Annotated in this window: 21 protein-coding genes and 2 tRNA genes; 9 read left to right on the top strand and 14 right to left on the bottom strand. The window is 74.6% G+C overall.

Annotation, left to right across the window (positions count from 1 at the left end; translation table 11 throughout):
• Nucleotides 1-2: 2 nt before the first annotated feature.
• From D7294_RS00455 to D7294_RS00440, 4 genes are all read right to left on the bottom strand, one after another.
• On the bottom strand, nucleotides 3-482 hold the full coding sequence (locus D7294_RS00455; protein WP_120674213.1) for a MaoC family dehydratase N-terminal domain-containing protein: 480 nt from the start codon (nucleotides 480-482) through the stop codon (nucleotides 3-5).
• A 254-nt stretch (nucleotides 483-736) separates the two neighbouring features.
• Nucleotides 737-901 (bottom strand): 50S ribosomal protein L33, encoded by a 165-nt coding sequence (gene rpmG, locus D7294_RS00450; protein WP_120674210.1) that lies wholly within the window; start codon nucleotides 899-901, stop codon nucleotides 737-739.
• A 124-nt stretch (nucleotides 902-1025) separates the two neighbouring features.
• Nucleotides 1026-1101, bottom strand: a tRNA-Met gene (locus D7294_RS00445).
• 45 nt (nucleotides 1102-1146) lie between these two features.
• Nucleotides 1147-1219 (bottom strand) — tRNA-Thr (locus D7294_RS00440).
• A gap of 127 nt (nucleotides 1220-1346) precedes the next feature.
• Here D7294_RS00440 and D7294_RS00435 point away from each other — a divergent pair.
• The 4 genes from D7294_RS00435 (at nucleotide 1347) to D7294_RS00420 (ending at nucleotide 7183) form a co-directional block, all read left to right on the top strand.
• On the top strand, nucleotides 1347-2633 hold the full coding sequence (locus tag D7294_RS00435; protein ID WP_241562002.1) for an amidohydrolase family protein: 1287 nt from the start codon (nucleotides 1347-1349) through the stop codon (nucleotides 2631-2633).
• Nucleotides 2634-2945: 312 nt separating this feature from the next.
• On the top strand, nucleotides 2946-4817 hold the full coding sequence (locus D7294_RS00430; protein ID WP_120674207.1) for a sialidase family protein: 1872 nt from the start codon (nucleotides 2946-2948) through the stop codon (nucleotides 4815-4817).
• Between the two features lie 27 nt (nucleotides 4818-4844).
• Nucleotides 4845-5501 carry an NAD(P)H-binding protein gene (locus tag D7294_RS00425; RefSeq protein ID WP_120674205.1) on the top strand — a complete coding sequence of 219 codons (657 nt, stop codon included), beginning with the start codon at nucleotides 4845-4847 and terminating at the stop codon, nucleotides 5499-5501.
• 431 nt (nucleotides 5502-5932) lie between these two features.
• Nucleotides 5933-7183: a sialidase family protein gene (locus tag D7294_RS00420; protein WP_174248234.1), complete on the top strand. Its 1251-nt coding sequence runs from the start codon at nucleotides 5933-5935 to the stop codon at nucleotides 7181-7183.
• Between the two features lie 41 nt (nucleotides 7184-7224).
• Here the strand turns inward: D7294_RS00420 and D7294_RS00415 are convergent, their stop codons facing one another.
• The 5 genes from D7294_RS00415 to D7294_RS00395 are packed head-to-tail and all read right to left on the bottom strand — an operon-like array spanning nucleotide 7225 to nucleotide 13805.
• The gene (locus D7294_RS00415) at nucleotides 7225-8145 is read right to left on the bottom strand and encodes a dihydrodipicolinate synthase family protein (protein WP_120674203.1); all 921 of its coding nucleotides are present in this window, start codon (nucleotides 8143-8145) and stop codon (nucleotides 7225-7227) included.
• Nucleotides 8142-9149, bottom strand: coding sequence for an oligopeptide/dipeptide ABC transporter ATP-binding protein (locus D7294_RS00410; RefSeq protein WP_120675196.1), 1008 nt, complete (start codon nucleotides 9147-9149; stop codon nucleotides 8142-8144). The genes D7294_RS00415 and D7294_RS00410 overlap by 4 nt, the downstream gene beginning before the upstream one ends.
• A 5-nt stretch (nucleotides 9150-9154) precedes the next feature.
• Nucleotides 9155-11239, bottom strand: a complete 2085-nt coding sequence (locus D7294_RS00405) for a dipeptide/oligopeptide/nickel ABC transporter permease/ATP-binding protein (protein ID WP_120674201.1) — start codon at nucleotides 11237-11239, stop codon at nucleotides 9155-9157.
• Nucleotides 11236-12177, bottom strand: a complete 942-nt coding sequence (locus D7294_RS00400) for an ABC transporter permease (RefSeq protein ID WP_422070645.1) — start codon at nucleotides 12175-12177, stop codon at nucleotides 11236-11238. Before D7294_RS00400 ends, D7294_RS00405 begins: the two co-directional genes overlap by 4 nt.
• 14 nt (nucleotides 12178-12191) lie before the next feature.
• On the bottom strand, nucleotides 12192-13805 hold the full coding sequence (locus D7294_RS00395) for an ABC transporter substrate-binding protein (protein ID WP_241562001.1): 1614 nt from the start codon (nucleotides 13803-13805) through the stop codon (nucleotides 12192-12194).
• 227 nt (nucleotides 13806-14032) lie between these two features.
• On the opposite strand from D7294_RS00395, the gene D7294_RS00390 reads away from it, so the two are divergent.
• On the top strand, nucleotides 14033-14842 hold the full coding sequence (locus D7294_RS00390; protein WP_120674195.1) for a FadR/GntR family transcriptional regulator: 810 nt from the start codon (nucleotides 14033-14035) through the stop codon (nucleotides 14840-14842).
• A 98-nt stretch (nucleotides 14843-14940) separates the two neighbouring features.
• Here the strand turns inward: D7294_RS00390 and D7294_RS00385 are convergent, their stop codons facing one another.
• Nucleotides 14941-18483, bottom strand: a complete 3543-nt coding sequence (locus D7294_RS00385; protein ID WP_147450744.1) for an NACHT domain-containing protein — start codon at nucleotides 18481-18483, stop codon at nucleotides 14941-14943.
• A 138-nt stretch (nucleotides 18484-18621) separates the two neighbouring features.
• Between D7294_RS00385 and D7294_RS31775 the strand changes: the two genes are divergently transcribed.
• A complete protein-coding gene (locus tag D7294_RS31775) occupies nucleotides 18622-18852 on the top strand; it encodes a hypothetical protein (protein ID WP_158674542.1) in 231 nt (76 codons plus the stop codon).
• 304 nt (nucleotides 18853-19156) lie between these two features.
• Nucleotides 19157-21052, top strand: coding sequence for a discoidin domain-containing protein (locus D7294_RS00375; protein ID WP_120674190.1), 1896 nt, complete (start codon nucleotides 19157-19159; stop codon nucleotides 21050-21052).
• A gap of 169 nt (nucleotides 21053-21221) precedes the next feature.
• Here D7294_RS00375 and D7294_RS00370 read toward each other — a convergent pair whose 3' ends face one another.
• The 4 genes from D7294_RS00370 to D7294_RS00355 all read right to left on the bottom strand — a co-directional run bounded on the left by D7294_RS00370 (nucleotide 21222) and on the right by D7294_RS00355 (nucleotide 24766).
• The gene (locus D7294_RS00370; RefSeq protein WP_120674188.1) at nucleotides 21222-21644 is read right to left on the bottom strand and encodes a hypothetical protein; all 423 of its coding nucleotides are present in this window, start codon (nucleotides 21642-21644) and stop codon (nucleotides 21222-21224) included.
• A 1142-nt stretch (nucleotides 21645-22786) separates the two neighbouring features.
• A complete protein-coding gene (locus D7294_RS00365) occupies nucleotides 22787-23710 on the bottom strand; it encodes a M56 family metallopeptidase (protein ID WP_120674187.1) in 924 nt (307 codons plus the stop codon).
• A gap of 4 nt (nucleotides 23711-23714) precedes the next feature.
• A complete protein-coding gene (locus tag D7294_RS00360; RefSeq protein ID WP_120674185.1) occupies nucleotides 23715-24119 on the bottom strand; it encodes a BlaI/MecI/CopY family transcriptional regulator in 405 nt (134 codons plus the stop codon).
• Nucleotides 24120-24286: 167 nt separating this feature from the next.
• Nucleotides 24287-24766 carry an Lrp/AsnC family transcriptional regulator gene (locus D7294_RS00355; protein ID WP_120674183.1) on the bottom strand — a complete coding sequence of 160 codons (480 nt, stop codon included), beginning with the start codon at nucleotides 24764-24766 and terminating at the stop codon, nucleotides 24287-24289.
• Between the two features lie 109 nt (nucleotides 24767-24875).
• On the opposite strand from D7294_RS00355, the gene D7294_RS00350 reads away from it, so the two are divergent.
• Entirely contained in the window at nucleotides 24876-25640 is a 765-nt protein-coding gene (locus D7294_RS00350) for a class I SAM-dependent methyltransferase (protein ID WP_120674181.1), read from the top strand.
• Nucleotides 25544-26521, top strand: coding sequence for a beta-galactosidase (locus tag D7294_RS32700; protein WP_277751063.1), 978 nt, complete (start codon nucleotides 25544-25546; stop codon nucleotides 26519-26521). The genes D7294_RS00350 and D7294_RS32700 overlap by 97 nt, the downstream gene beginning before the upstream one ends.
• Nucleotides 26522-26565: the final 44 nt, after the last annotated feature.

Genomic DNA, 26565 nt, shown 5'->3' with positions numbered 1-26565 from the left:
CGTCACTTCCCCTCCTCGGTGCTGTCCTGCGGCTGCTCGACGCGGCGCGCGACGAGCTTGAGGAACGTGGTGACCACGCGCTCGCCGCTCTCGTCCACGACCTCGCCCCTGACGTCGAGGAACTCGTTGCCCGCCCGGGAGGCGATGGACTCGATCGTCGAGGTGACGGAGAGCCGGTCGCCCGCCCGCACCGGCCGGGCGTACTCGAAGCGCTGGTCGCCGTGCACCACCCGGCTGTAGTCGAGGCCGAGTTCCGGGTCCTGGATCACCTGCTGGGCGGCCTGGAAGGCGATGGAGAAGACGAAGGTCGGGGGCGCGATCACGTCCGGGTAGCCGAGCTCGCCGGCCGCCTCGCGGTCGGTGTAGACCGGGTTGCCGTCCCCGATCGCGGCGGCGAATTCGCGGATCTTCTCGCGGCCGACCTCGTAGGGCGGCTCCACGGGCGGATAACTACGTCCGACGAGGGACTGGTCGAGCGCCATCGGCAGAATCCTCGGGTTCTCGGGGGCGAAGGTCCGTCCGCCCGCCGCACGGGACGGGCGGGAACGCAACGAGGCCGCTCCCACGGCGGGGGCGGCCTCGACGGGCGTGACGAGCAGGCGTCGCGGAGGGGAAGCGGGCGCCGGGCGCGCGACCCCGCAGGGGGTCCGGCCGCGTGCCGGCCGGCAGCGGGCCGAGGGCGCGAGCGCGGGATCCGTACGGTCTCACCGCGCCGGGTCCCGGGACGGGCCCTGGCTCAGCGGGTCTCGCGGTGCGCCGTGTGCTTGTTGCAGCGCGGGCAGTGCTTCTTCATCTCCATGCGGTCCGGGTCGTTGCGCCGGTTCTTCCTGGTGATGTAGTTCCGCTCCTTGCACTCCACGCAGGCCAGCGTGATCTTCGGGCGGACGTCTGTGGCAGCCACGTGAGTGCTCCTTGACGGATGGACGGGTCACACTATCGAACACTTGCCGAACGTGTATCGAACACAGGGCTCGAACACAGAGAGAGTAGCCGACCCGAGGTGCGACCCCGCAATCGGCTACTTGTGGTAGCGGCGACCGGACTCGAACCGGTGACACAACGATTATGAGCCGTTTGCTCTACCGACTGAGCTACGCCGCCATGAGCTGCGCGGCCTCCACCGCGGTGGGAGACCTCACACCTCAGAGCCCCAAAACGGAATCGAACCGTTGACCTTCTCCTTACCATGGAGACGCTCTGCCGACTGAGCTATTGGGGCGAGCGCTGAAGAGATTACACGGTCCGCGGCGGAAGGCGAAATCCATAACGGAAGGGCCAACCCACCACGGTATGACTATTCCCTCCTTCCCCTCCCCCGCCCCAATGGCCCCGTACGCTCGCTTCCGATGGCTGACGACCGTCTTGTACTCAGGGGACCACGGCTCGCCGACGGGCGCACCGTCGACGTCCGGCTGAGGGGCGAACTCATCGAGGCCGTCGGGACCTCCGGCAGCCTCTCGGGACTCCAGGGCCGCTCCCGCACCCGCTCCCGGGCGGGCGGCCCGCACGCGCGGGAGGCCCGCGCGGACCGCGGGCGGGCCGGGGAGGAGCCGGGCGGGCAGGGCCGCGCCTCCCACGTGGACCTCTCCGGCTACCTGCTGCTCCCCGCCCCGGCCGAGCCGCACGCGCACCACGACACCGCGCTGACGGCCACCGCGCCGGGACCGCCATCCGCGACCCCGGCGGCGCTGCGGCGGCGGATCACCGAGGCGGCGCTCCTCCAGCTCGGGCACGGCGCGACGGCGCAGCGCACGCACATCAGGATCGGCGACGCGGGCGGGCTCGACGCGCTGGAGGCGGCGCTGGAGACCCGCAGGGCGCTGCGCGGCCTGGCCGAGCTGAGCACCGTGGCGGTGCCCCGGGTGCTGACCGGGCGGGCCGGGGCCGAGAACCGCGCCCTGCTGAACGAGGCGGCCAAGATGGGCGCCGGGGCGCTCGGCGGCGCGCCCGACCTGGACCCGGACCCGGCGGGCTACCTCGACATCGTCTTCGGCCTGGCCGAGGAGCACGGCTGCGCCATCGACCTGCACACCGAGGGCGAGGACCCGGCGCGCCTGGCCCGGCTGGCCGCGGCGGCCGGGGCCTGCCGGTTCGGGGTGACGATCGGCCCGTGCACCGGCCTCGCCCGGCTGCCGCGGGAGACGGCCGACCGGGCCGCCGCCAGGCTGGCGGCGGCCGGGGTGCGGGTGGTCTGCCTGCCGCAGGGGCCCTGCGGGCTCGCGGCCTCGCCCGGCGGCACGCCCGTGCGGCTGCTGGCCGCCGCCGGGGTGCGGGTGGCGGCGGGCGGGGGCGCGTTGCGGGACGTGGCCAACCCGGTGGGCAGGGGCGATCCGCTGGACGCGGCGCACCAGCTCGCCGCGCGCGGCGCCTGCGGCCCCCTCGACGCCTATCTGGCGGTCAGCCGCCTCGCCAGGGCGGCCATCGGCCTGCCCGAGGTGCGGGTGGAGGCCGGGTTTCCCGCCGAACTGCTGGCGGTGCGCGGGGACACGGTGACCGGCGCCCTCTCGCTCGCCTACAGCCGCCTGGTGATCCACCGCGGCCGGATCGTGGCCAGGACGAGCGCGGTGCGGGAGTACTGCGGGGCGCCGGCCGCGGAGGGCGGCCCCGAGCTGCCGCGGCAGGCGACCGGCTGAGCGGTGGGGGCGAGGGGCGGCGCGTTCCCGCCTCGTCCCGGCGGGTGTGACGGGGCGTCGCGCCGGGGCATCCCCGGCGTCGTGACGGGGCGTCAGGCGGCGTTCGGCGTCCGGGATCTTGTCAGGGTCCGTTCAGCGGGGGGACACTGCTCCTCGTGAGTCATCGGACGTGGGATGTCCTGATGTCGTAATGTCACTACGCCGCCGCCGAGTTGCACGCCCCCTCTCCCGCGCCCCGTCGCACGCCCCGCGCCTCCTCGTCCCGCGGCGTTCCCCCTCGTCACCAGCCCTCTACGAAAGGCAGGTTCCGGCATGCCGTCGGTACGTCGTTCCCTCGCGGTGCTCGGCTGCGCCGCCGCGCTCCTCTCCGGGCCGCTGCCGGCCTGGGGCGCCGAGGCCACCGGCTTCGAGCAGCAGGTCCTCTTCAAGGCCGCGCAGGAGGAGGGGTACGCCTGCTTCCGCATCCCCGCGATCGTCGAGACGACGCGCGGCACCCTGCTCGCCTTCGCCGAGGGCCGCCGCGACAACTGCGGCGACGCCGGGGACATCGACCTCGTCCTCAAGCGCTCCCACGACGGCGGCCGCACCTGGGGCCCCCTGGAGGTCGTGGACGAGGGCGGCGGCGACACCCACGGCAACCCGGCCCCCGTCGTGGACGCGCGCACCGGCCGCATCCTGCTGGCGAGCACCCGCAATCCGGGCCGTGACGACGCGGGCAACTGCGACGTGCCCTGCGCGCGGGAGCCCTACCTGCAGTACAGCGACGACGACGGCGAGACCTGGTCGCGGCCCGAGAGCCTGGCCGAGGAGCTGCGGCCCGAGGAGTGGAACTCCTGGTACGCCACCGGCCCGCTGCACGGCATCCAGCTGACGCGCGGCGCGCACGCGGGGCGGCTGCTGTTCACCCTCAACGCCGAGAGTTTCGCCGGGGGCAGGATCACCGCCAACCACGCGGCCCTCGCCTACAGCGACGACGGGGGCGCCGGCTGGCAGCTGGGGGCCACGGACACCTGGCCGGTGGCCGCGGACGGCACCTTCCGGCAGAAGCCGTCGGAGAGCGCCGTCGTGGAGCGTTCCGACGGCTCGCTCTACGTCAGCGCCCGCGAGCAGGACGGCACCGACCTCGGCCACCGCGCCGCCGCGGTCAGCGAGGACGGCGGCGAGAGCTTCGCGGCGCCCTTCGCGGCGATACCCGACCTCTACGCGCCCGAGGTGCAGGGCTCCCTGCTCTCCCTGCCCGCAGACGACGGCTCGCCGCGGCTGCTGTTCGCCTCCCCCGCCGACCCGGACCGCAGGCGGACGATGATGATCCGCTCCTCCTGGGACGAGGGCGCCACCTGGGACGCCGTGGACCGCGGGACCCTGGTCTCCGCGGACTGGGCGGGCTACTCCGACCTGGTCCTCGTCGAGCCGGGCACCGTGGGCCTGCTGTACGAGGGCGGCACGGCCGACGCCAGGGACGAGATCCGCTTCGCCCGCTTCACCCGCGACTGGCTCGCCCCGCGGCGCGGCCCCGATCCGGTGACCGGGGACGCCGCCACGGGCGCCGCGCCCGCCACCGTGCTCGGCGCGCCCGCGCTCACCGCGGGCAGGTACGGCCGCGGGATGGCCTTCGACGGGGCCGACGACGCGGTGCGGCTGCCCTACCGGGAGACGCTGCCGCTCGGCTCCGGCGACTTCACGGTCAGCCTGTGGTTCAGGTACGCGGCGACGTCGGGCACCCACCCGTTCCTGTGGATGGGGGGCGTCGGCACCAGCGCGCCCCAGGTGTGGGTGCGCGGCGAGCCGGCGAACGGGCGCATTCGGGCGCTCATGACGGCACAGCAGGGCGCGTCCGCCCCGGCGAGCGCCTATGCCGACACCTCGCAGGCCTACAACGACGGGCAGTGGCACCACCTTTCGCTGGTCCGCGCGGACGGGCGGCTCACGCTCTCGGTGGACGGCGCGGCGGCGGCGGGCGTGGCCGACGTGCCGGGCTCGGTGAGCCGCGGCTCGACCTTCGGCGTCCACCTCGGGCAGCGGCCGGACAACCTGATGCGGCTGACCGGCGCGCTGGACGAGGTGCGGGTGTACGACCGGGCGCTGACCCCCGCTCAGCTGCGGGGGCTGCGGGAGCGGAACGCGGCGCCGGGCGGCGAGGTGCTCGCGCTCCCGCTCGACCGGGTGCGGCAGCCCCGGGGCTGAGGCCGCGTCTGGCGTACCGTCGGCACCATGCGCATCGTGATCGCTGGTGGACACGGCAAGATCGCCCGGCGGCTGGAGCGGCTGCTCGCCGGGCGCGGTGACCAGGTGGCCGGTTTGATCCGGGATCAGAACCAGGCGGCCGACCTGCTGGAGGCCGGGGCGGAGCCCGTGGTCTGCGACCTGGAGGCGGCCGGCCCGGAGGAGGTGGCCCGGCACCTGGCGGGCGCGGACGCGGCGGTCTTCGCCGCGGGCGCGGGCCCGGGCAGCGGCGCGGCGCGGAAGGAGACCGTGGACCGCGCCGCGGCCGTCCTCTTCGCCGACGCGGCGGTGCGGGTGGGGGTGCGGCGCTTCCTCGTGGTCTCGGCCATGGGGGTGGACCAGGAGCCCCCGCCGGGCACCGACCCGGTGTTCGCGGCCTACCTCCGGGCGAAGGGCGCCGCGGACGCCGAGATCAGGGGCAGGGCCGAGCTGGACTGGACGATCCTCAGGCCGGGGCGCCTCACCGACGAGCCGGGCACCGGCCGGGTGCTCCTCGCCGAGGGCGGCCCGCGCGGCTCGGTGCCGAGGGAGGACGTGGCCGCGGTGCTCGCGGAGCTCATCGACCAGCCGACGACGGCCGGCCGCGTGCTCGACCTGGTGAGCGGGGAGACCGCCGTCGCCGAGGCGGTGGCCGCGTTCGCCTGAGGCCGTCCCTGGCCGCGGGCCCCTCGTCGCCACCCGGCGGGAACGGGGGCGTCCGCGGCCTTGTACCCGGCCGCGTTCGGCCCTAGGGTCGCCGATGACATCCCACCTCCTACGTCCCATGTCCGGCCCGCGGGTGGGCCGTTCGCCCCGCCGGGACCGCGGGCGCGGGGCCCGCGGCCGGCCCGAGCCGTCCTCCAGGCCCGCTCGACCCGCCCGGGGAAGCCGTCCGTTGGCCCGCCCCGCGCTCCTTCGCCCCGCGCCGCCCACCGGCCCCCGCCCCCGTCACCTCCCCGTCACCTCCCCCGTGCCCCCTCCCGACGACCTTCGGAATCCCCGCACGTCCCGGGACTCCGGGAAGGCCCCGGCCCCGCCGGGGAGTTCCCGGGCCCGGGCAGGCCGCGGCTCGCCACGAGCCGCAAGGAAGGAGCGAGATGCTCTCCGTGAGACCGACCTTCAGGCTGGTGGCCGTGACCACCACCGCCGCCCTCGGCGTGCTGGCCGCCGCCCTGCCCGCCCTCGCCGCCCCCGCCTCCGGCGCGGGTTCCTCCCCCCACGCCGCCCCGGAGGCCGAACGCCACCGGTGCACCTCCTCGGTGCCCTACGTCTCGGGCGAGGGCGGCTACGACACCTACCGCATCCCGGCCGCCGTGACCACGCCCGCGGGCACCGTGCTCGCCTTCGCCGAGGGCCGAGTCGGCGGGGCGGGGGACAGCGGGGACATCGACGTCGTCGTGCGGCGCTCCACCGACGGCGGCTGCACCTGGGGCCCGCTGTCCGTGGTGGCCGCGGGCCAGGGCGACACCCGGGGCAACCCGACGCCGGTGGTCGACCCGGCCACCGGCCGCCTGGTCCTGCTGACCTGTTACAACAGCGGCGCGGTGTCCGAGGCGCAGATCGTGCGCGGCGAGGTCACCCCCGAGCAGAGCCGGCGGGTCTTCGTGCAGTACAGCGAGGACGACGGCCGCACCTTCTCGGCGCCCCGCGAGATCACCGGCGACGTCAAGCCGGGGAACTGGCGCTGGTACGCGACCGGCCCCGGGCACGCCACGGCCCTGACCCGCGGCCCGCACGCCGGGCGGCTCGTGGTGCCGGCCAACCACTCCATCGCGCCCCCCGAGGGCTCGGCCGACACCGGGCAGGAGCCCAGGTACTACGGCTCGCACGCCCTGTACAGCGACGACGGGGGCCTGAGCTGGCGGGTGGGCTACGTGGACGCCACCTACGACGGCTACATCAACTCCAACGAGTCGAGCGCCGCCCAACTGCCCGACGGCCGGGTCTACTTCAGCAGCCGCGACCAGAACGGCAGCAGCCCGGGCAACCGGGTGGACGCCTACTCGGCGGACGGGGGCGAGTCCCTCGTGGACGGCACGTACGCGGTGCAGGAAACGCTCGGCCGGGTGCCGGTCGTGCAGGCCGCCGTGCTCCAGACCTCCTGGCGGGGCGGGCCGCTGCTGTTCTCCGGCCCGTCGAACCCCTCGGCCAGGGAGGCCATGACGCTGTGGCGCAGCGACGACGCCGGGCGGACCTTCCGGCCGGTGACGACCTTCTCCACGGCGCCCGCGGCGTACTCGGACCTGGTGGAGGCGGCGGGGCACCGGATCGGCGTGCTCTACGAGACGGGCGCCGCGGGTCCCTACGAGCGGATCGAGTACCGGCTGCTCGGCCGCGGCGAGCTGTAGCCGGTCCGGCCGGGCGCGGCGGGGTGCCGCGCCCGGCCGGGTCACAGCAGGTCGGCGGCGGCCAAAAGCTTGCCGATCCGCTCGACCTCCTCGGGCGCGAGCGGGAGCTGCGGCTCGGCCAGGGTGGCGTGCGCGATGATCCCGCGCAGGGCGAGCGCGGTCTTGAAGGCGCCGAGCGCGGCCGAGCCGCGGCCCATCCGGGCGGGGGAGCCGACGTGCACCATGGCGAACAGGGCCGCCAGGCGCCGCTGTTCCTCCTTGGCCTGGTCCCAGTCGCCCGCCCTGCCGTACCGGTACAGGCGCACGTAGCCGTGCGGGTCGACGTTGCCGAGGCCGGGGACGACCCCGTCGGCGCCGAGGAAGAGGGCGGTGTCCACCAGGACCTCGGAGCCGGTCAGGACGGCGAAGCCGGCGGGGGCCCCGGCCACGATCTCCCGCAGCGTGGCCTCGTCGCCGCTGGAGTCCTTCACGCCCGCGAGCACGCCGTCCGCGGCCAGGCCGAGGACCAGTGCGGCGTCCAGCTTGCTGTGCACCGAGGCGGGCAGGTCGTAGGCGAACACCGGCGCCCCCGCCCGCTCGGCCAGCAGCCGGAAGTGCCGGTCGATCTCGGCCGGGTGGGTGCGGGTGTAGAAGGGCGCGGTGGCCACGACGGCGTCGGCGCCCGCCGCGAGCACGGCCCGCGCGTGGTCCAGGACCCGCGGCGTCGTCATGTCGATGGCACCGGCCAGCACCGGCAGCGCGCCGCCGACGTGTCCTGCGACCGTCTCCACCACCGTGCGGCGCTGCCGGTCGGTGAGGAAAGCGGCCTCCGAGGAGGAGCCGAGCACGAACAGGCCGTCCACGCCGGCCCCGGTGAGGTGGTCCACGAGTCTGACCAGCGAGCCGGTGTCCACGTCGCCGTCGGGGGTGAGCGGGGTGCAGACGGGCGGGATCACACCGGCAAGCCGGCCGGAAAGGCTCATGAACGCTCCTGTGCGGTGACTGCTTGTCGTACGAGGTGGTGCGTGGTCTCGGCCCCGTCCACCGGGTGGTGGCAGCGGAACCGATGCTCCCCCGCCTCCCCGCTGAACTCCGGCATCGACGCGGCGCAGTCGGCGTCCGCCTTCCAGCAGCGGGTGCGGAAGGGGCAGCCGCTGGGCGGGTTGATCGCCGAGGGCACCGGGCCGACGAGCGGGATCGGGTCGATCGGGTCCAGCAGCCCGGGGGTGGCCGAGAACAGCGCCCGGGTGTAGGGGTGCCTGGCGTGCCCGGTGACCTCGGCGGCCGGGGACTCCTCGACGATGCGGCCCAGGTACATGGTGATCACGCGGTCGCTCATCCGGCGCACGGTCTGGATGTCGTGCGAGACGAAGACGAGCGCGAGCCCGAGGCGTTCCTTGAGGTCGAGGAGCAGGTTGAGGATCTGGGCGCGCACCGAGACGTCGAGCGCGCTGGTCGGCTCGTCGGCCACGACGAGTTCGGGTTCGAGGGCCAGGGCCCTGGCGATGGCCACGCGCTGCCGCTGCCCGCCCGAGAGCTGCCCGGGGAGGGCGTCGGCCAGCCGTTCCGGCAGCCCGACGAGGGACATCAGCTCCCGCACCCGCTCCTCCCGCCGGGCCGGGGTGCCGCGCCGGTGCACGTCGAGCGGGTCGCGCAGCACCCGGCGGATCGGCAGCCTGCGGTTGAGCGCGGTCGCCGGGTCCTGGAAGATCATGCCGATCCCGGTGCCGATGACCTCGCGCCGCCGGCCGGCCGGCATCGCCCACAGGTCCTGTCCGTGGAAGGAGACGCTGCCGCTGGTGGGTTTCTCCACGCCGACCAGCACCCTGGCCAGGGTGGACTTGCCGCAGCCCGACTCGCCGACCACGCCCACCGTCTCGCCGGGCGCGATGGTCAGGTCGGCGCCGGTGAGCGCGTACACGCGGTCGGAGCGGAACAGGCCGCCGCTGCGGGCCGGGTAGACCATGTGCGCGTCCCGGACGGTCATGAGGGTCACCGGGTCATCTCGCTTTCCGTGTCGGCCCGGCCGCCTTCCGCGGGCGGCGCGGCGGGCTCCTCGGTCTCGACGGCGGGGTGGTGGCAGGCCACCAGGTGCGCGGCCCCGGGGGCGCGGCGTTCCGGGACCCGGGTCGCGCAGTCGGCGCGCGCCATCGGGCAGCGGTCGGCGAACCGGCAGCCGGGCGGGAAGTCGGCCGGTGAGGGCACCACGCCGCGGATCTGCGTGAGGCGCTGGGCGGCCGACTCCAGGGAGAGGACCGAGCCGAGCAGCCCGCGGGTGTAGTGGTGCGCGGGGGACTCGACGAGGTCGGCGGTGACCCCGGTCTCGACGATCTGCCCGCCGTACATCACCGCGACCCGGTCGGTGACGTCGGCCACCAGCGCGAGGTCGTGCGAGACGAGGATCAGCGCGAAGCCCAGCTCGGCGCGCAGCCGCAGCAGCAGCTCGATGACCTGGGCCTGGACGGTGACGTCGAGGGCGGTGGTGGGCTCGTCGGCGACGATCAGCTTGGGGTCGCGGGACAGCGCCATCGCTATCAGCACCCGCTGCCGCTGGCCGCCGGAGATCTCGTGCGGGTAACTGCGCAGGATGCGTTCGGGGTTGAGCCCGACCAGGGCGAGGAGTTCGGCCGGGGTGCGGGTGCCGCCGCGCCGCACCAGCTGCTTGAGCTGCGCGCGGATGGTCATCGCGGGGTTCAGGGAGGACAGGGCGTCCTGGTAGACCATGGCCATCTCGTGGCCGAGCAGCCGCCGCCTGGCCCGCCCGGTGAGCCCGAGGAGTTCGCGGCCCTCGAAGGTGACGCTGCCCCGGATGCGGGCGCCCGGCGGCTGGAGGCCCATGACGGTGAGCGCCGTCAGGGACTTGCCGCAGCCCGACTCGCCGACCAGGCCGAGCACTTCGCCCGGCCGCACCTCGAAGCTGATGCCGTCGACGATGTCGGTGCCGCCGTGCCGGCCCGCAAAGCCGACGGACAGGCCGCGGACCGTGAGGACGGGCGCCCCGGTGGCCGGGGGCCTGGCCAGGCCGCGCAGCCTGCGGCCCGCCTCGGCGAGCCCGGGCAGCGGCAGCACCTCGCCGGCGGCGCCCCCGGGCGCGGCCGGCTCCTTGGCCGCGGCGCTCCCCGTGGCCTCGGCGGCTTCGGTGGCCCCGGCCTCGGTGGTCTCGGTTTCGACGGCCCCGGCCTCGGTGGTCTCGGCCTCGACGGCCCCGGCCCCGGTGCCGCGTGGGGCGGCCCGGCGCGGCTCGCCGGCGAGGGTCCTGGCGGCGGGCGCGGCCCAGCTGTCCGAGATGCCCTCGGCGAGGACGTTCAGCGCGAGGACGGTGGCCAGCATGACCAGGCCGGGGAAGACGGTGGCCCACCAGCCGCCGAGCAGCACCATGTTCTTTCCGTCGGCGATGACGCTGCCCCAGGAGGGCTCGGGCGGGCGCACCCCGGCGCCGATGAACGACAGGCCGGCCTCGAAGACGATGGCCTCGGCCACCATCACGGTGCAGAACACCAGCACCGGCGCCGCGCAGTTGATCGCGACGTGCCGGAGCAGGATGTGCGGGGTGCGGGCGCCGAGCACGCGTTCCGCGGTGACGTAGTCCTCGCCGTACTGGTCCAGGACGTTGGCCCGCACCACCCGGGCGACCGGGGGGATGTTGAGGAAGGCGATGGCGCAGATCAGGATGCCGAGGCCCGCCCCGAACACGGAGATCAGCACGGCGGCGATGGCGATGCCGGGGAAGGCCATGACGATGTCGAGGCAGCGCATCAGCGTCTCGTCCACCGCCTTGCGCGAGGTGGCGGCCACGGCGCCGACGAGGCTGCCCACCAGCAGGGCGAGCAGCGTGGCGCCCAGGCCGATCGCCAGCGAGGAACGCGCCCCGTACATCAGGCGGCTGAGGATGTCGCGGCCCAGGCTGTCCTGGCCCATCCAGTGCGCCCCCGAGGGCCCCGCGGAGTCGGCGTCCTGCTGGTAGGGGTCGTGCGGCGCGAGCAGGGGCGCGAGCAGCGCGGTCAGCACGACCACGCCGAGGAGCACCAGGGCGATCCGGGAGGAGAGGGGCAGGCGGCGTAGCACACGGCGGATCACGAGGCACTCCTCAGCCGCGGGTTGACCAGGAGGTAGAGGATGTCGATGACGAGGTTGACGAAGACGAAGCAGACGGCGGTGGTGATCACCACGCCCTGGACGACCGCAGGATCGCCGTTCTGCACGGCGTCGATCATCAGCTTGCCCATGCCGGGCAGGGAGAAGATGGTCTCGGTGACCACCGCGCCGCCCAGCAGGTAGCCCACCCGCAGGCCGAGCACGGTCAGCGGGTTGATCAGCGCGTTCCGCAGCACGTTGCGGCCGACCACCACGACGGGCGGCAGGCCGCCGCCGATCGCGGTGCGGACGTAGTCCTTGTCGAGCTCCTCCACCACGGCGGTGCGCACGATGCGGGTGAGCTGGGCCGCTATCGGCAGCGACAGCGCGAAGGCGGGCAGGGTCAGGGACTCGAGCCAGCCGGTGAAGGAGTCGGCCGGGTTCACGTAGCCCCCGGTGGGGAACCAGCCGGTCTCCACGGCCAGGTACTGGATCATCAGCAGGGCCAGCCAGAAGCCGGGCGCCGCGACGCCGGTCAGCGACACCACCCTGATGACCTGGTCGGCGAGCCGGTCGCGGTAGAGGGCGGCGGTGACGCCGAGCAGCAGCGCCAGGACGATGGCGATGCCGAGGCCGAGCAGCGTCAGCTGGATGGTCAGCGGCATGGCCGTGGTCACCTGGTCGAGCACCGGGGACTTGGTGAGCACGCTGATGCCCATGTCGCCGTGCAGCAGGTCGCCGACGAAGTGCACGTAGCGCACCGGCAGCGGGTCGAGCAGGCCGTTCTCCTCGCGGAAGGCGTGCAGTTGCTCCTGGGTCGGGTTGGCGCCCTTGTAGTAGGCCGCCGCCGGGTCCATGTCGGAGAGCTGCATGACGAGGAAGACGAACAGGACGATGCCGAGCATCATCGGGACGAGGAGGAGGATGCGGCGCACCAGCATCCGCAGGATGGTGATCACGACGACGCGGGCCTCGCCTGGAGCAGGTTGATGCCGGGGTAGGGCTGGGCGCGGACGCCGGTGAGCTTGTCCGGGTCCCAGGCGGTCAGCAGCTCGTTGTGGACGACCGGGTAGAGCACGGCCTGTTCCGCGATGACGTCGAGGTACTGGTGGGTCAGCTCCAGCTTGCGCTGCGGGTCGGGCTCCCGGGTGGCCTCGTCCATCAGCGCGAACAGGTCCTGGGCGTCCTGGCTCTGGTCCCAGCGGGTGTACGTCATCCAGCCGCCGCCGGCCGTGTAGTTGTACCGCATGATCAGGTCGGCGTCGAGGCCGAACTGGTTGGGGTTGGAGGCGGCGGCGACGACCTGGTAGTCCTGGTTCTGGTCCATCTTGGAGAACAGCGCCGAGGTCTCCTGCGGCTCCAGCGTGGTGTGCACGCCGATGGCGTCCCAGGACTCCTTGATGGTGGGCAGGCAGTCCACGAGCCAGCTGACGTTGACCGCCATGAGCGTCACGCTCAGGTCGCTCACCCCGGCCTCGTCGAGCAGCTGCCTGGCCTTGTCCGGGTCGTAGGTGTAGACCGTGGAGGCATCGGCGTGGGCCGGGTTGTCCTGGTTGAGGAACGAGGTGGGGATCGCGCCGTATCCCTTGAGCGCGACGTCGATCATCTCCTGGGTGTTGATGGCGTAGAAGAGCGCCTGGCGCACGCGGACGTCGTCGAAGGGCTCGCGGGCGGTGTTGAACATGAGGAACATGTGGTTCATGCCCGCGCCGCCCTCGACCTTGAGGCCGTCGCCCTCCAGCTGCTCCACGTTGGAGTAGGGGATGTTGTCGGCGATCTGCGCGTCGGCGCTGCCGCCGGAGATCTTGGCCACGCGCGGGGCCTCGTCCACTATGGAAAGCCAGTTCATCCGGGCGAAGTTCGCCGGGCGCGGGCCGTTGTAGTCGGCGAAGGCCTCGAAGGTGGTGTTGGTCTTGGGCTGGTGACTGGCCTGCCGGTAGGGCCCGGAGCCGATGGCGAGGCCCGCGGAGGCGTCGTCCCACGCGCCCTCCTGGCTGAAGACGTGCTTGGGCATGATCTTGGCGATGGTCAGCCGGGGCGCGGCGTCGGGGAAGGGGAAGCGGAAGGCGAGTTCGACGGTGCGCTCGTCCACCTTGCGGACCTCGGCGAGCCAGGTGACGAAGAAGGATCTGGCCAGGGTGTTGGCCTCCTCGTCGAGGATGCGGTCGAAGGTGAACACCACGTCGTCGGCGGTGACCGGTTCCCCGTCGTGGAACAGCGCACCCTCCCGCAAGGTGAACGTCCAGGTGGTCGCGTTCAGGTCGGCGGGCAGGGCGGTGGCGAGGGCCGGGTAGGGCTCGCGGGTGATCGGGTCGGTGTCGAGCAGGCCCTCGTAGATGTGGTGGTTGGCCGCCATGGTGAAGGCGGAGGCGGTCTGGGTCGGGTCCCAGCTCTGGTCGTTGCCGTAGCCGATGACCGCGGTGAGCTCCTCAAGTCCGTCGCCCGAACCTCCGGAGCCGTTGGTGGAGGCGGGCCCTGAGCAGGCGCCCAGCGTGGCGGTGAGCGCCCCGGCCGCGCCGAACGCGCCCGTCAACTTGAGGAAAGCCCTGCGATCCAATGCGTTGCTCACGACGGCTCCATCGCTGTCAGGTGGGAGGTCCTACGTTCTACGTCCGACGTCAAGCTAGGAGGGGCCGGGGAAAGAGGTCAAGACCTGCGCGCAAACTCCGGGCGACGCACGAGGGTGCACGAGGGCGGACGAGCCGCCGCCATCCCCCGGACATCCCATGTCCTATCTCCGGTGGCACAATGTGAACTCACGGTGAGAAGAGGGCGACGAGGGAGAGGCTCACAGCCATGGCGCGCCGCATGATGTCGGAGGAAGTGCAGGGCCAGATCAAAGAGTTGATCCTGCACCGCCGACTGGCCCCGGGCGATCCGCTGCCCACCGAGAGCGAGTTGATGAGCCTGTTCGGCGTCAGCCGCAACTCGGTGCGCGAGGCGCTCAAGGCCCTCCAGGCCCTGAACATCGTCGACATCAGGCACGGCTTCGGCACGTATGTCGGAACGCTGAGCCTGGAGTCCTTCGTGGACGGCGTGGTCTTCCGCGCGGCGGTCAGGCACCGCCGCGGCGAGGCCAGCCTGTACGAGCTGCTCGAAGTGCGGGAGGCCCTGGAGGCCGGGCTGATCTCCGACGTCGCGGGCAAGGTGCCCGCCGCGGACCTGGCGACGCTGCGCGAGCTCGTCGGCACGATGGAGCGCGAGTCCGCCGTGGGCCGCGTCACCGCCGCCACCGACCGCGCCTTCCACCTCGCCCTCTACCGCTCGGTGGGCAACCACCTGCTCAGCGAGGTGCTCGACGCCTTCTGGGCCGCCTTCCACCGGGTGCGCGAGGAACTGCGCGAGGACCGCGAGGACCCGCGCGTCACCTGCGCGCGGCACCACGACATCCTGGAGGCCCTGGAGGCGGGCGACGGCGCCCGCGCCGCGGCGGCGATGCGCCACCACTTCGCCGGCATCAGGCAGCTCCTCACCCCGCCGGGAGACGGCGCGCCCGGCCCGGGAGACGGCGGACACGGCGCGGGAGACGGCGGGCGGGACGGCGAGGGCGAGTTGGGGCGCGGGCGCGGTCCCGAGGGTGGGCGCGGGCGCGAGACGGGCGCCTGAGCCGCGGCCGGGGCGGACGCGCCCGCGCGTGCCGGGGCAGGCACGCCCCCGAAAACGCCGCGCGCCCGCGTACACCCCGGGGGCGGCGGGCGCGGTTCTCAGCCGCGGACCGGCGAGGTACCCAGCCAGGCCAGCAGCCGCTCCAGACGGCGGCGGCGGAACGGCCCCGGCGCCGGCTCGGCCGTCAGCTGCTCGCGCACCAGCTCCTCCGCCACCTCGAACGACGTGGCCTGGGCCACGTCTTCGAGCAGCACGATGCCGCTGCTCTCCGACTCCCGGCCCCGCACGCTCAGCAGGAACCGCCAGATCTCCAGGGCGCTCTCCTCCTCCCCGTACGCGGCCAGGTTCTGGGCGGCGGACCGCCGCTGCGCCACCGAAAGGGCGGGGTGCCGGCAGATCTGCCCGACCACCTCAGGCAGCCGCTGCCGCCCGCCGTACTCCGCCAGCGCCCCCAGGGCCGTCTCCACCTGGTCCCCCTTCGCCTCGGCCGAGGCGAGGATGCCCTCGGCGATCCGCAGGCGCAGCTCGTCCAGCTCCACCGCCGGGTCCTCGTCCAGCGCGTCCAGCACCCCGGAGCCCCACTCGCCCCAGGCGGCCTGCTCCGCCGACCGGGCGGCCAGCTCCGCGACCGCGCGCCGCCGGTCCGCCTTCAGCAGCACCCGCGCCGCCTGCGCGAAGTGCGCCTGCCTGGTCACCGGGGACCGCAGCGCCAGCTCCGCCACGCGGAAGGCCTCCTCCGGCAGCCCGGCGTCCAGGAGCAGCTGCGCCCACTCGGCGCGTTCGAACGGGTTGAGGCGCCGGGGATCGCCCACGCGCGCCTGCAGTTCCGCCATCCCGCCCGGGCCGTGGCAGGCCGGCCACAGCCGCGCCAGGTCGACCGCCCCGATGGGTATCTCCTCTTCCCCGCCCAGCTGCCGGCCGACCCACTCCGCCGCCTCGCGCTCCACCCCGGCCTCGGCCATGAACCGCAGCAGCCAGGCCAGGCGCCACATCTCCCAGCCCTGCTCCTCCCCCCAGGCGAGCAGCCTCGACGCCGACTCGGCGGCCTGCTCGCCCCCGGCCCGCAGCCAGATCTCGGCGGCCTGCACCTGGGCGGCCGTCGTGCGGGACCTCGACTCCACGAGCGTCGCCGCGACCGTCGCCGCCTCCGGCGCGGCCTCCGCCTCCTCCAGCGCCCGCGCCAGGGCCAGCCTGCCCGCCTGGTCGGCCGCGGGCCTGGCCAGGGCCAGCTCGGCGACCGCCCCCGCCGCCGCGGGATCGGCGGCCAGCCAGGCATCGGCCGCGCGGCGCAGCAGGCCAGAGACCGCGAGCGGGTCCGCGAGCACCCGCCGCGCGCAGCGCTCCACCTCCTCGGCCGCCTCCAGCGCGCGGTGGGTCTCCGCGGCGAGGGTCCACTCCCAGGCGTCGGCCCCCGGCTCGGCGAGGAAGGAGGCAAGCCGGGCGCGCACGGCCTGCCGGGCCGCCTCCCCCAGCCGGACCGCCAGCTGCCCCGCCTTGGGCAGGTAGCCGTGCAGCTGCTCAAGCAGCGGGCCAAGGAGCGCGGTCGCCGCCTCGGGCGGCACCAGCCGGCTCAGCGCGGACAGGGCGCGGAACCGGTGCCCCGCGCTCAGCCCCGGCGCCGCCACCAGCCGTTCCAGCACCGCCGCCGTGCCGTGCCTGCCACCGAGGGCGGAGAGCGCGTCGGCGGCTTTGGCCGAGTCGCCCGTGTCGTCCCCGCGGCACAGATCGGCCAGCCGCCGGATCACCCGCCCGGCCTGCTCGGGCCCCGCGTTCACCCCCTCGGCCAGCAACGTGCCCGCGAGCAGGGTGCGTTCCGGGCCCGGATGCGCGAAGACCTGCTCCAGCAGCCGGTCGGGCGCGCAGCCGGGCCGCGCGGCCCACCGGCACAGCACGAACAGCGCCAGGGACTGCTCCGCCCCCCGGCAGGCCCGCCGCACCCACGCCTCAAGCCCAGGTCCCTCGGCCGGGATCTCCTCCGCGTACGCCACCGCCGCCAGGTACTCGGCGAAGCTCTGGTGCAGGAACCGCAGCTGGTCCCCGACGGCCACGAGCAGGCCGGTGCCGACCAGCGCCGCGGGCAGCCGCCCCTCCCAGCGCGGCGGCAGCGGCCCGGCGGCGGGGCGGCCGCGCACCCAGTCCCTGGCCGCGGCGGCGAGGTCCTCCTCGCCCTCGGTGCGCAACCTGGCCAGGGCGCGCACCAGTTCGTCGGCCGAGTCGGCGAGCCAGTCGGGGAAGGCCGCCTGGGCGCCGTAGGTGGCGCGGTCCCTGAGGCGTTCCAGGAAGCCCTCGTACAGGGCGAGGCGGCCGGCGGCCGGCGGCAGCGAGGGCTCCAGGGTCGCGTTCACCAGCGCGATGGTGGCCAGCAGCGGGTTGCGCACCAGCTCCTTCAGCTCGCCCTCCTCGACGAGTTCGCCGAGGAACCGGTCCGCCGCCGCGGCCGGGTTCCGGATGCGCGCCCGCTGCTGGTCGAACCACTTGTGGGCGTAGCTCTTCAACTCGGGCTCGCCGAACGGCTGGATCTCGAACTCGCCGGCCACCGCCTCGCGCAGCGGCGCCAGTTCCGTCGGGGGCAGCGGGCGGCTGGTCACCACCAGCCGGTAGTCGGAGTCCCGGTGGGCGTGCCTGGCCAGGGTGCGGATCAGCTCCGCGCGCTGCCGCCAGTCGGCGATCTCGTCCAGGCCGTCCACGAAGATCAGCCAGCGCGCCCCCTGGGCCCGCCCGGCGAACAGAGAGACCGGCGGGGCGGCGACCAGGCCGCCGCCCAGCGTGTTCATGGCCGCCCGGCACAGCCGCTCGCTCCACGAGCCGGACTCGGCGGCGAGCAGGGAGGCCGAGAGCCGCAGCGGCACCACGGGCTCGGCGACCGGCGCCTCCCGGATGGAGGAACGCCGCAGCCACACCCCGCACAGGGACCGCACCAGGTGGCCCGCCAGCGTGGACTTCCCCGCCCCCGCCTCGCCCGTGATCAGCAGGTGGTCGTGCCTGGCCAGCGCGTCCGGCAGCGCGAGCGCCGCGGCCGCGGCCGCCGCGGGGTCCACCGCCTCACGCGCCGGGCGCGGCACCGCCCCGGCCCGGTCCCCCGGCGCCGGCTCGCCGTGGCCCGGTCCGTGCCCCTCGCCCGGGCCCGCGGCCTCCGTGAGGTCCTCGGCCGGCTCGCCGCGCCGCGCGCCGGGGCCGGGACGGACGCTCTGCCGCACGTAGATCGCGGAGAGGGGCGGTTCGACCAGGCCGAGCAGGGCGTAGGGCAGGCAGTCGAGAATGCCGCTCTGCGCCTCCAGGAGGTCGCGCAGCGCCGGCGAGGGCAGGGGGATGTCGGCCCAGGTGGCCGTGTCGGCGTGGGCCTGCCTGAGCTCGGCCTCCGCGGCACGGTCGCGCTCCTGCTTCGCCTGCGCCCACAGGACGGTGATCTCCTCGGCGTCCCGCCCGAGCCCCTCGGCCAGCGCCCGCACGAGGCGCAGCGGAAGCATGCGCTCGGCGTTGACCGCGGCGTACAGGGCCCGCTGGTCGAGGCCGGTGAGCGTGGCGGTGCGCCGGATGGAGCCGTGGCCCACCTCGTGGATCGCCCGCTCGAACCAGTCGGACATCGCCTCGAGTTCGGGGAGCCGCTTGCGCTCGGCCGACGGCGGTCGTCCTCCTGGCATCCTGCCCCCCCTCCGGGCCGCCCGCGGTTTCCCCGCAGTTTTCCACGCTAGCCGGAAACTTCGCTGTGGGCAGAGCCTGAGGGCAGGTTCGGGGCCACGAGGCCCCGCCCGGCCTCGAAAGGACGTCAGGAGGGGGCCATGGAGAAGCTTTTCCTCACCCAGCAGGTGCCGTGGGCCGTGACGCTGCTCGCCGGTGTGCTCGCGGGGGTGCTCCGCGCCTGGCTGGCGCACCGGACGGCGGTCAGGCGGGAGGTGGAGCACACCCGGCGGGTGGAGCTGGCGGTGCGCCGCACCAGCGGCGCCGACCGGGCCGCGGTGATCCGGGCCGCCGGGCACCTCGCCCCCGGCAACCCCCGCCGCCGGGCCTGAGCGGCCGGGGGTGTGCGGGGGTGCGTCCCGGGGGCGGGGACGGCCGGGGGCGCCGGGTTCGGGAGCCGGGCGAGGGCCGGACGCCGGGTTCCGGAGCCGGGCGGGGACCGGCCGCGGGGTTCCGGAACCGGGCGGGGGCGGCAGCCGGGTTCCGGAACCGGGCGGCGGTCGTTGACATGTACGCAATGCGCTTCCGATCATCCCCTGAGAGCGCTCTCCCGCAGCTCTCGCAAGGGCCGCCCCAGGGCTCTCGCCACGGGCTCCTGCCCGCAACCCCCCACCCCTGCCTCAGAAGTGGAGCGCCATGTTCCGCAGACGGACACGTGCACGCACCAGGGTCGTGACGGCCCTGGCGGCCCTCCTCCTCGCCGTCACCGGCACCGGCCTCGAAGCCGCCGCCGCACCGGCCGGGCCCGCCCTCGCGGCGGCGGAATGGAACACCGACTGGGCCGCAGCGGCGTACGCGGCCGACCCCGCGGCCGTCTCGGCCTCCGGCGTGGAGAACGCCGGCACGGCCGCGGGCCTCGCCTTCGACGGGAACGGCGGCACCCGCTGGTCGAGCAACTTCGCGGACGACGCCTGGATCTCCGTGGACCTCGGCACCGCCATCCGCGTCACCGAGGTACGGCTCGCCTGGGAGGCCGCCTACGGCCGCAGGTACGCCGTGGAGGTCTCGGCCGACGGCCGGGACTGGCACAGCTTCTCCACCGAGAACGCGGGCACCGGCGGCACCGTCGACCTGCACACCTACCCCCAGGAGGCCGTCGGCAGGTACGTGCGCGTGCGCGGCATCGAACGGGCCACGCCCTACGGCTACTCGCTCTACTCCTTCGAGGTCTACGGCGGCGTCCCCGCCCCGGCCTCCACCGGCCGCGCCAACCTGGCCCTCCACCACCCGGCGTTCACCAACTACTACCAGGACGCGGGCCACTCCCCCGCCTACGTCACCGACGGCGGCATCCCCGCCGACCTCAGGGCGGACCAGAGCCGCTGGGCCAGCGACTGGAACGCCGACCGCTGGGTCTCCGTGGACCTCGGGGCCACCGCGCAGATCGACACGGTCGACCTGTACTGGCAGGCCGCGTACGCCGTGGACTACCGCCTCCAGGTCTCCGACGACAACCGCTCCTGGCGCACCGTGTACCAGCCCACGGCCTCCGAGGTCGCCGCCCGCCGCGCCGACGTCAGGTCCCCGGGCGAGGCGAGCGGCCTGCACGACACCGTCCGGCTGAGTGCGCCGGCCACCGGCCGCTACGTGCGGATGCTCGGCGTGGAGCGGCGTTCCTTCTACAACCCTGCCCCGGCCACGGCCCAGTTCGGCTACTCGCTCTACGAGTTCCAGGTCTGGGGCACCGGCGGCAGCGACGCGGCCGCCTACCCGGCGCTGCCCCAGGACTCGGGGGCCGCGTACCGCACCACCTTCCTCGACGAGTTCGACGGCACCGCGCTGAACCGCGACAGGTGGCGGGTGGTCACCACCGGCTCCACGATGGGCACCGTCAACGGCGAGTCCCAGGCGTACGTCGACTCCCCGCAGAACATCGCCGTCGCCGACGGCACCCTCCGCCTGCGGGCGAACTACTGCGCCCGGTGCACCACCGCGCCCAACGGGCAGGTCTTCGACTTCAGTTCGGGACGCATCGACACCAACACGAGGTTCGACTTCACCTACGGCCGGGTCAGCGCCCGGCTCAGGCTGCCGGTCGGCGAGGGCTTCTGGCCGGCCTTCTGGCTGCTGGGCAGCAACGTCGACGACCCGGCCGTCTCCTGGCCGGCCAGCGGCGAGGCCGACATCATGGAGAACATCGGCTACGCGGACTGGAGCAGCTCCGGCGTCCACGGCCCCGGCTACTCCGCCGACGGCAACATCGGCGTCACCCAGCACTTCCCTGCGGGCCAGTCCGCCGACCAGTGGCACACCTACGCCGTCGAGTGGACGCCCACCGCGCAGCGCTACTACGTGGACGACCGGCAGGTGTTCGAGCTCACCCGGCAGAAGGTCGAGGCCACCCGCGGCCAGTGGGTCTTCGACCACAACCACTACGTCATCCTCAACCTGGCCCTCGGCGGCGCCTACCCGGCGGGCTACAACGGCGTCACCCAGCCCTACTGGGGCCTCCCCCAGTCCAGCGTCGACCGCATCGCCGCGGGCGGCGTCCAACTGGAGGTCGACTGGGTGCGGGTGGAGCAACGCCTCTGACCCACGCCCCCCGCGCGCGCCACGCGGGCCCGCCCGCCGCGGGGCGGTCGCGCTCACCGCGGGGGGTGGGCGCGGGCCCGCCCGCCGCGGGGGGCCGTCGCGGGCGCGAACCGCTCGACGCGCGCGGGCGCGGGCCGTCGCTCACGCGGGCCGCCGCTGCCGCGGGAGTTCAGGGCTCCCCGCCCGGGTCCGCGCCGGTGGCCTCCGCGGCGCCGAGGGCGCGTCCCAGGGGGCCGGTGAGGAGGCGCGGATGGCGGCGCCACCACCAGAGCGCGTCGGAGGCGATCGGGTGCAGCCGGCCGAGCGCCGCCCCGTCGTCGTAGACGGTCGCGGTGACGAACCTGAGGTCGAGATCCTTGATGCGCTGGTTCCAGACGACCATGGTGTCGTGGTCCAGGAGGAGCCAGGCCTCGTGCAGCCAGTTGCGGCAGTCCAGGTCCTCGACGTAGCTCTGCGGGCCGTCCGGGTACCCCCGCTCGACCGCCTCCACCAGCACGGCCCATCTGCCGACCATCTCCGCCACCGTGAACGCCCTGCGCCAGCCGCGCCGGTGCAGCAGCTCGCCGACCGCCGCCTCAATGCGAGAGACCATCGCCCACAGCTTTCGCCGTTCCGCCGCGCCGCCCGGGCGCGAGCCCAAATGAACCGGTATCCAACTAAAACGGACTGAAAACGAACCGAAAATGAAATCAAGAGCGAGGTAACGGCTTGCCGCCGGGGCCGGTTGCGCACCGGGAAGGCCGGAGGCACGCGGAGCCCGAGGCGCCCCGGGCCCACCGCCACCCCGCCGCACCGCCTCATTGCTCGGGTTTGCCCTGGATTGCTCCGGGTTACTCCGGGTTGCTCTGGGCTGCCCTGTATTGCTCTGCATTACTCCGGCTTGCTCCGGCTTCTCCACCGGGGACTGGCCAGGGGCCGCACCGGGGAGCGCAGCGACGCTCCCTCCAGGGGAACCCGCCCCGGCGACATCTCCCGGTGGCCCACCGGTGTCCCCGAGATGCCTCCCCAGCGGGCTTCGGCCGGAGCAACCTCAACCGGAGGGCTCCGCCCGGAACGTCGCGCACTAGCCGGGGCCCTCCCGCGCGTTCGGCCGGCAGTTCCCGCCCAGGCGCCTCGGCCGGGTGCTCCCCCTACCCGGCCGAGGCGCGCGGTCTTTCCCCGGGGAGGAAGCGACGAAGCCCTCCCCGAACCCGGACGGCACACTCGTTCACATGTGCGACCGCGCGATCGCCGCCCAGCCGAAGCACTGCCACCACTCCACCAACCATCGCAGTCGTCGCCCTACCCGCCCCCGGCTCGCCCGGCCACCCTCCGGCCGGCGGAAAACCGGCGGCGGGGCGCGGCGCGCGGGGCGGCAACGGCCGTGGTCCGCCCGCCATCGGGCCAACCGCGACCATACTTCTACACTACTGTCGAACATGGCGACTGCGCGAGACCCCGATCACATCGAGCGCAACCGAATCCCCCTCGCCCCGCCCGCGCGTTCCCCCCGTGCCGGCCGCGCTTCCCCCGGCACCCCCGGACCGATGCAGACGCAACGCCCTGCCGGACCGGACGAGCCGTCGGGTGTGGGTCTGGCCCGCGCGGTCGCGGGTGGGCGGGGCTGCGCGGCGGAGGGTGGCGGAAGACGCCCGAGGGTGGCGGACATCGACGGGAGAGGGTGGGGCCCGGTGGGGGTACGTCAACCCCCCGGCAGCGGCCCGGCGTTGACCTGCCACCGGGGGGTGGGCGGGCTCAGGAGGCCGCCGCGGCGTGGAGGATGACGATCAGCGCGCTCGCCGCGTTGAGCGAGGACAGGGCCGAGGCGGCGGTGCCGCCGGCGGCCATCCAGGCGGCGAGGCCCGTGGGCGTGCGCGCGGGCGGCCAGGTGCGGGACGGGGGCGGCGGGGCGAGCAGCGCCGCGACCCGGCGCGGTACCGGCCCCGGCGCGGCAAAGGCGGGAAGGGGGCCCGCCGACGGGGTGAGCAGGGCGGCCTTGCCCACGGCCCGCGCCGTCACGAGGCGGTTCCCCACCACCTGCGCCGCGTCCTCGTCGGCCCAGCGCTCCAGGTTGTAGGCCACGGCGGTGCGCAGGGGCCGAAGCAACGGATGGGCCCTGGCGGCCAGTTGGGCGACCAGCAGGTACCGGTGGTGCCCTCCGGACACGTGCGCGCGCTCGTGGGCGAACAGCGCCCGCCGCTCCCCGCTGGTCAGGCCGCCCAGGATCGCGGCGGACACCACGATGCGGCCGTGGCGGCCGGGGAGGGTGAAGGCGTAGGGCCGTTCGTCCGGCAGCACGGCCACCTGGCAGGCGGGCAGTCCGGTCAGCGACTCCCGCACGCCGCGGACGATCCGGTGCCGGCGCCACAGCGTGTGGCCGCAGGCCACCGCGACCGCGAGAAGCGCGGGAATGGCCGCGCGTCCCGCGAACCTGTCGCAGGGCACCGCCGCCCGCACCTCGGGGTGCGACCACCCGTCGGGCAGCGGGTTTCCCGGCAGTTGCGCGGTGCCCACGATCATGATCAGCGACAGGCACAGCGTGCTGCACACGGCCAGAACGGCGGCCGCGCCGGTGAGCAGGCGGGCGGTCGCCCGCGGGTGCAGGTGCTGCTCGGCCAGCCGCGCGATCGGCCAGGCGGTCAACGGCAGCACCAGCGGCAGGAAGACGAAGACCCCCACCGCGTCACTCTCCTGACTGCTCCGTGCCCGACAGCAGGTCGCGCAGTAAGCGCTCGTCGTCGGGGGAGAGCGCGGAAACGAAGCTGGCCAGCACCGCCTCCCGGTCGGCCTCCGCCTCCAGTACCCGGCGCATCCGCAGGGCGGCCAGCCCCGGCACGTCCGCCACGGGCCGCCACAGGTAGGCGCGGCCCGAACGCTCCCTGGTCACCGCCTGCTTGGCCAGCAGCCTGGAGAGGATCGTCATGACCGTGCTGTACGCCAGGTCCCCGCCCAGCTCCGCCTGAATCCAGTGCGCGGTCACCGGTCCCGAGGCGGCGCGCAACGCGGACAGCACCAGGGCCTCCAGCTCCCCCTGCCCCCGGCGCAGGGGCTGACCGGAGCCCGAACCTGGCGTCTCCTGGTTCTCCACACGTCCCTCCTCCGCGGGCACAGCCGTCCCATCGTAGGGCCGAGCGCCCCCCGCGGGCCCCGGTCCGCCGGCGAGCGGCGCATCCGGCGAACCGTCGAGCCGTCGGACCGGCGGACCGGCGGACCGTCGGACCGGCGGACCGGCGAGCCGGCGAGCCGGCGGGCCGCCTACGGCTCCTCGCCGTACGTGGAGCCGGTCATGGGGGCCAGGACCCGGGTGCCGGTCTGCTGGTAGATCACCGAGCTGCGGAACCGGACGACCTCGCGGCGGGCGCTGAACCTGTCCATCAGGAAGGCGTGCAACTGCTCGATGTCCGGCACGGCCACGTGCACGATGAAGTCGTCGTCCCCCGAGACGACGTAGACGGACACCACCTCGGGCAACTCGCTCAGGTACACCTGGAACCCGGAGATCACCTCCCGGCTCAGCGGCCGCAGCCTGGCGAAGACCAGCGCCTGCAACGCACGTCCGAGCAGCCGGGGTTGCACCGCCGCGTGGAATCCGGTGATGACCCCGCGGGCCCGCAGGGACCTGACCCGCTCCAGGCAGGTGGAGGGTGCGATGCCCACCTTCTGGGCCAGTTCCCGGTTGGTGAGCCGTGCATCGCGCTGCAGGTGACCCAGGATCGCCGAATCAATGTCGTCCATGGCCGCCATTCTCCCCCTGCTTCCGAATATCGTTCGGGCGAGCCCCCAACGTTCCGCATCAGGCTCTAGATTTCTCCTCTCCTGCCGGACGACCAGGGAGCGCTCCCTCATGACGACTGCCGTCGACCACTACGACCGGTTCCTCGCCGAGCACTACACGTGGATGCTGGGAGGCGACCTCGGGGCGCTGGCCGCGGCCCAGCGTGCCCTCTTGGCGGAGTGGGGCGTGACGCCGGGCGCCGCGGGCCCGCTCGCGGTGGATCTCGGGTGCGGCCCCGGGCACACGAGTCTCGCCCTGGCCGAACTCGGCTTCGACCCCGTCCTCGCCGTCGACCTGAGCCGGCCGCTGCTCGACGAACTGGCCACGCACGCGGCCGGAACGCCCGCGGTGCGGACCGTGCAGGCGGATGTGCGCACCGCGCTGCCCCGGCTGGTGCGCCCAGGCTCCGCGGGGGCCGTCGTCTGCCTGGGCGACACGCTGACGCAACTGCCGACCAGGGGAGACGTGGCGGCCCTGTTCGCCCGGGTGGCCGCGGCGCTGGCGCCGGAGGGCACGGCCCTGTTCGCCTACCGGGACCTGACCGTCCCGCTGACCGGGACCGACCGTTTCCTTCCGATCCGGGCCACCGAGGACCGGATCATGACCTGTTTCCTGGAGTATCCGGAGGACTTCAACGACTACACCGTGCTGGTGCACGACCTGATCCACCGCAGGGGGCCCTCGGGCGACTGGACCCTGCACGCCCACAGCTACCGCACGCTGCGGCTCGCCCACGACTGGGTGCTGGAACAGTTCCGCGTCGCCGGGCTGCGCGTCACCCGCCAGCAGACCGGCCCCGGCGGCCTGCGGACGGTGGCCCTCACCCGGGCCTAGGCAGCCAACCGTACGACCAGGCCGCGCTCGAATGCTTCACCGCGGAACGCGACATCATCCGCCACCACACCCCGCAGGTGCCGGTCCCCACCAACTTCACGGCCTCCTTCCAGCACCTGGACTGCCGGCGCTGGGCGGCCGAGGAGGACGTGGCCACGATCGACGTCTACCCCGACTCCTCGGACCCCGAGGGGCAGTTGCTCGCCGCCTGCAACTTCGACCTGATGCGCTCCCTGCGCGGTGGAAGGCCCTGGCTGCTGCCGGAGTCGGCCACCGGCGCCAACGTCCCGCGCCGCCGCAACTCCGCACGGCCCGCGGGTCAGCTGCGCGTCCGGTCCCTCCAGGCGCCGGCGCGCGGCTCGGACTCGGTGATGTGCTTCCAGTGGCGCCAGTCCCGGGCGGGGGCCGAACGGTTCCGCTCCGCGATGCTCCCGCACGGCGGCACCCGCACCCGCACCTGGCGCGAGGTCACCGAACTCGGCCGCGACCTGCGCACGCTGGCCGGCCTTGCGGGCGGCCGGGCCGAGACGGCCGAGGTGGCCGTGGTCTGGGACTGGGACAACTGGTGGGCCCTGGAGGGCCCCAACCACCCCTCGGCCGGCCTCGCCTTCCAGGGCCGCGGCCTCGACCACTACCGGCCGCTGTGGGGCGCCAACCTCCCGGTGGACTTCCTCCACCCCCACCACGACCTCGGCGCCTACCCAGGCCCCCGCCCGCTGAGCCCCCGTTCCGCCACCGCCCCGGCCTTCGCTCCCCCGCCGGGCAGTTGGCGGCGAACCGTCGCCGCCGAGCGGGCAACCCGCGCACCGCCGACCCCGCGCGCCAGGCGCCGACCGGCCGTCCCCGTCACCTCGGCCCGTCGGCACGCAGGCTCGGGTTAGCCCCACCCCGCCCCTGGGGGCCCGCAGGATCGCCTCCAGGAGCG

The organism is Streptomyces hoynatensis (genome assembly GCF_003626535.1).
Classification (GTDB): Bacteria; Actinomycetota; Actinomycetes; order Streptomycetales; family Streptomycetaceae; genus Streptomyces; species Streptomyces hoynatensis.
Note: the sequence above shows the minus strand (reverse complement) of the source record. Positions and strands in the feature narration are given on the sequence as shown.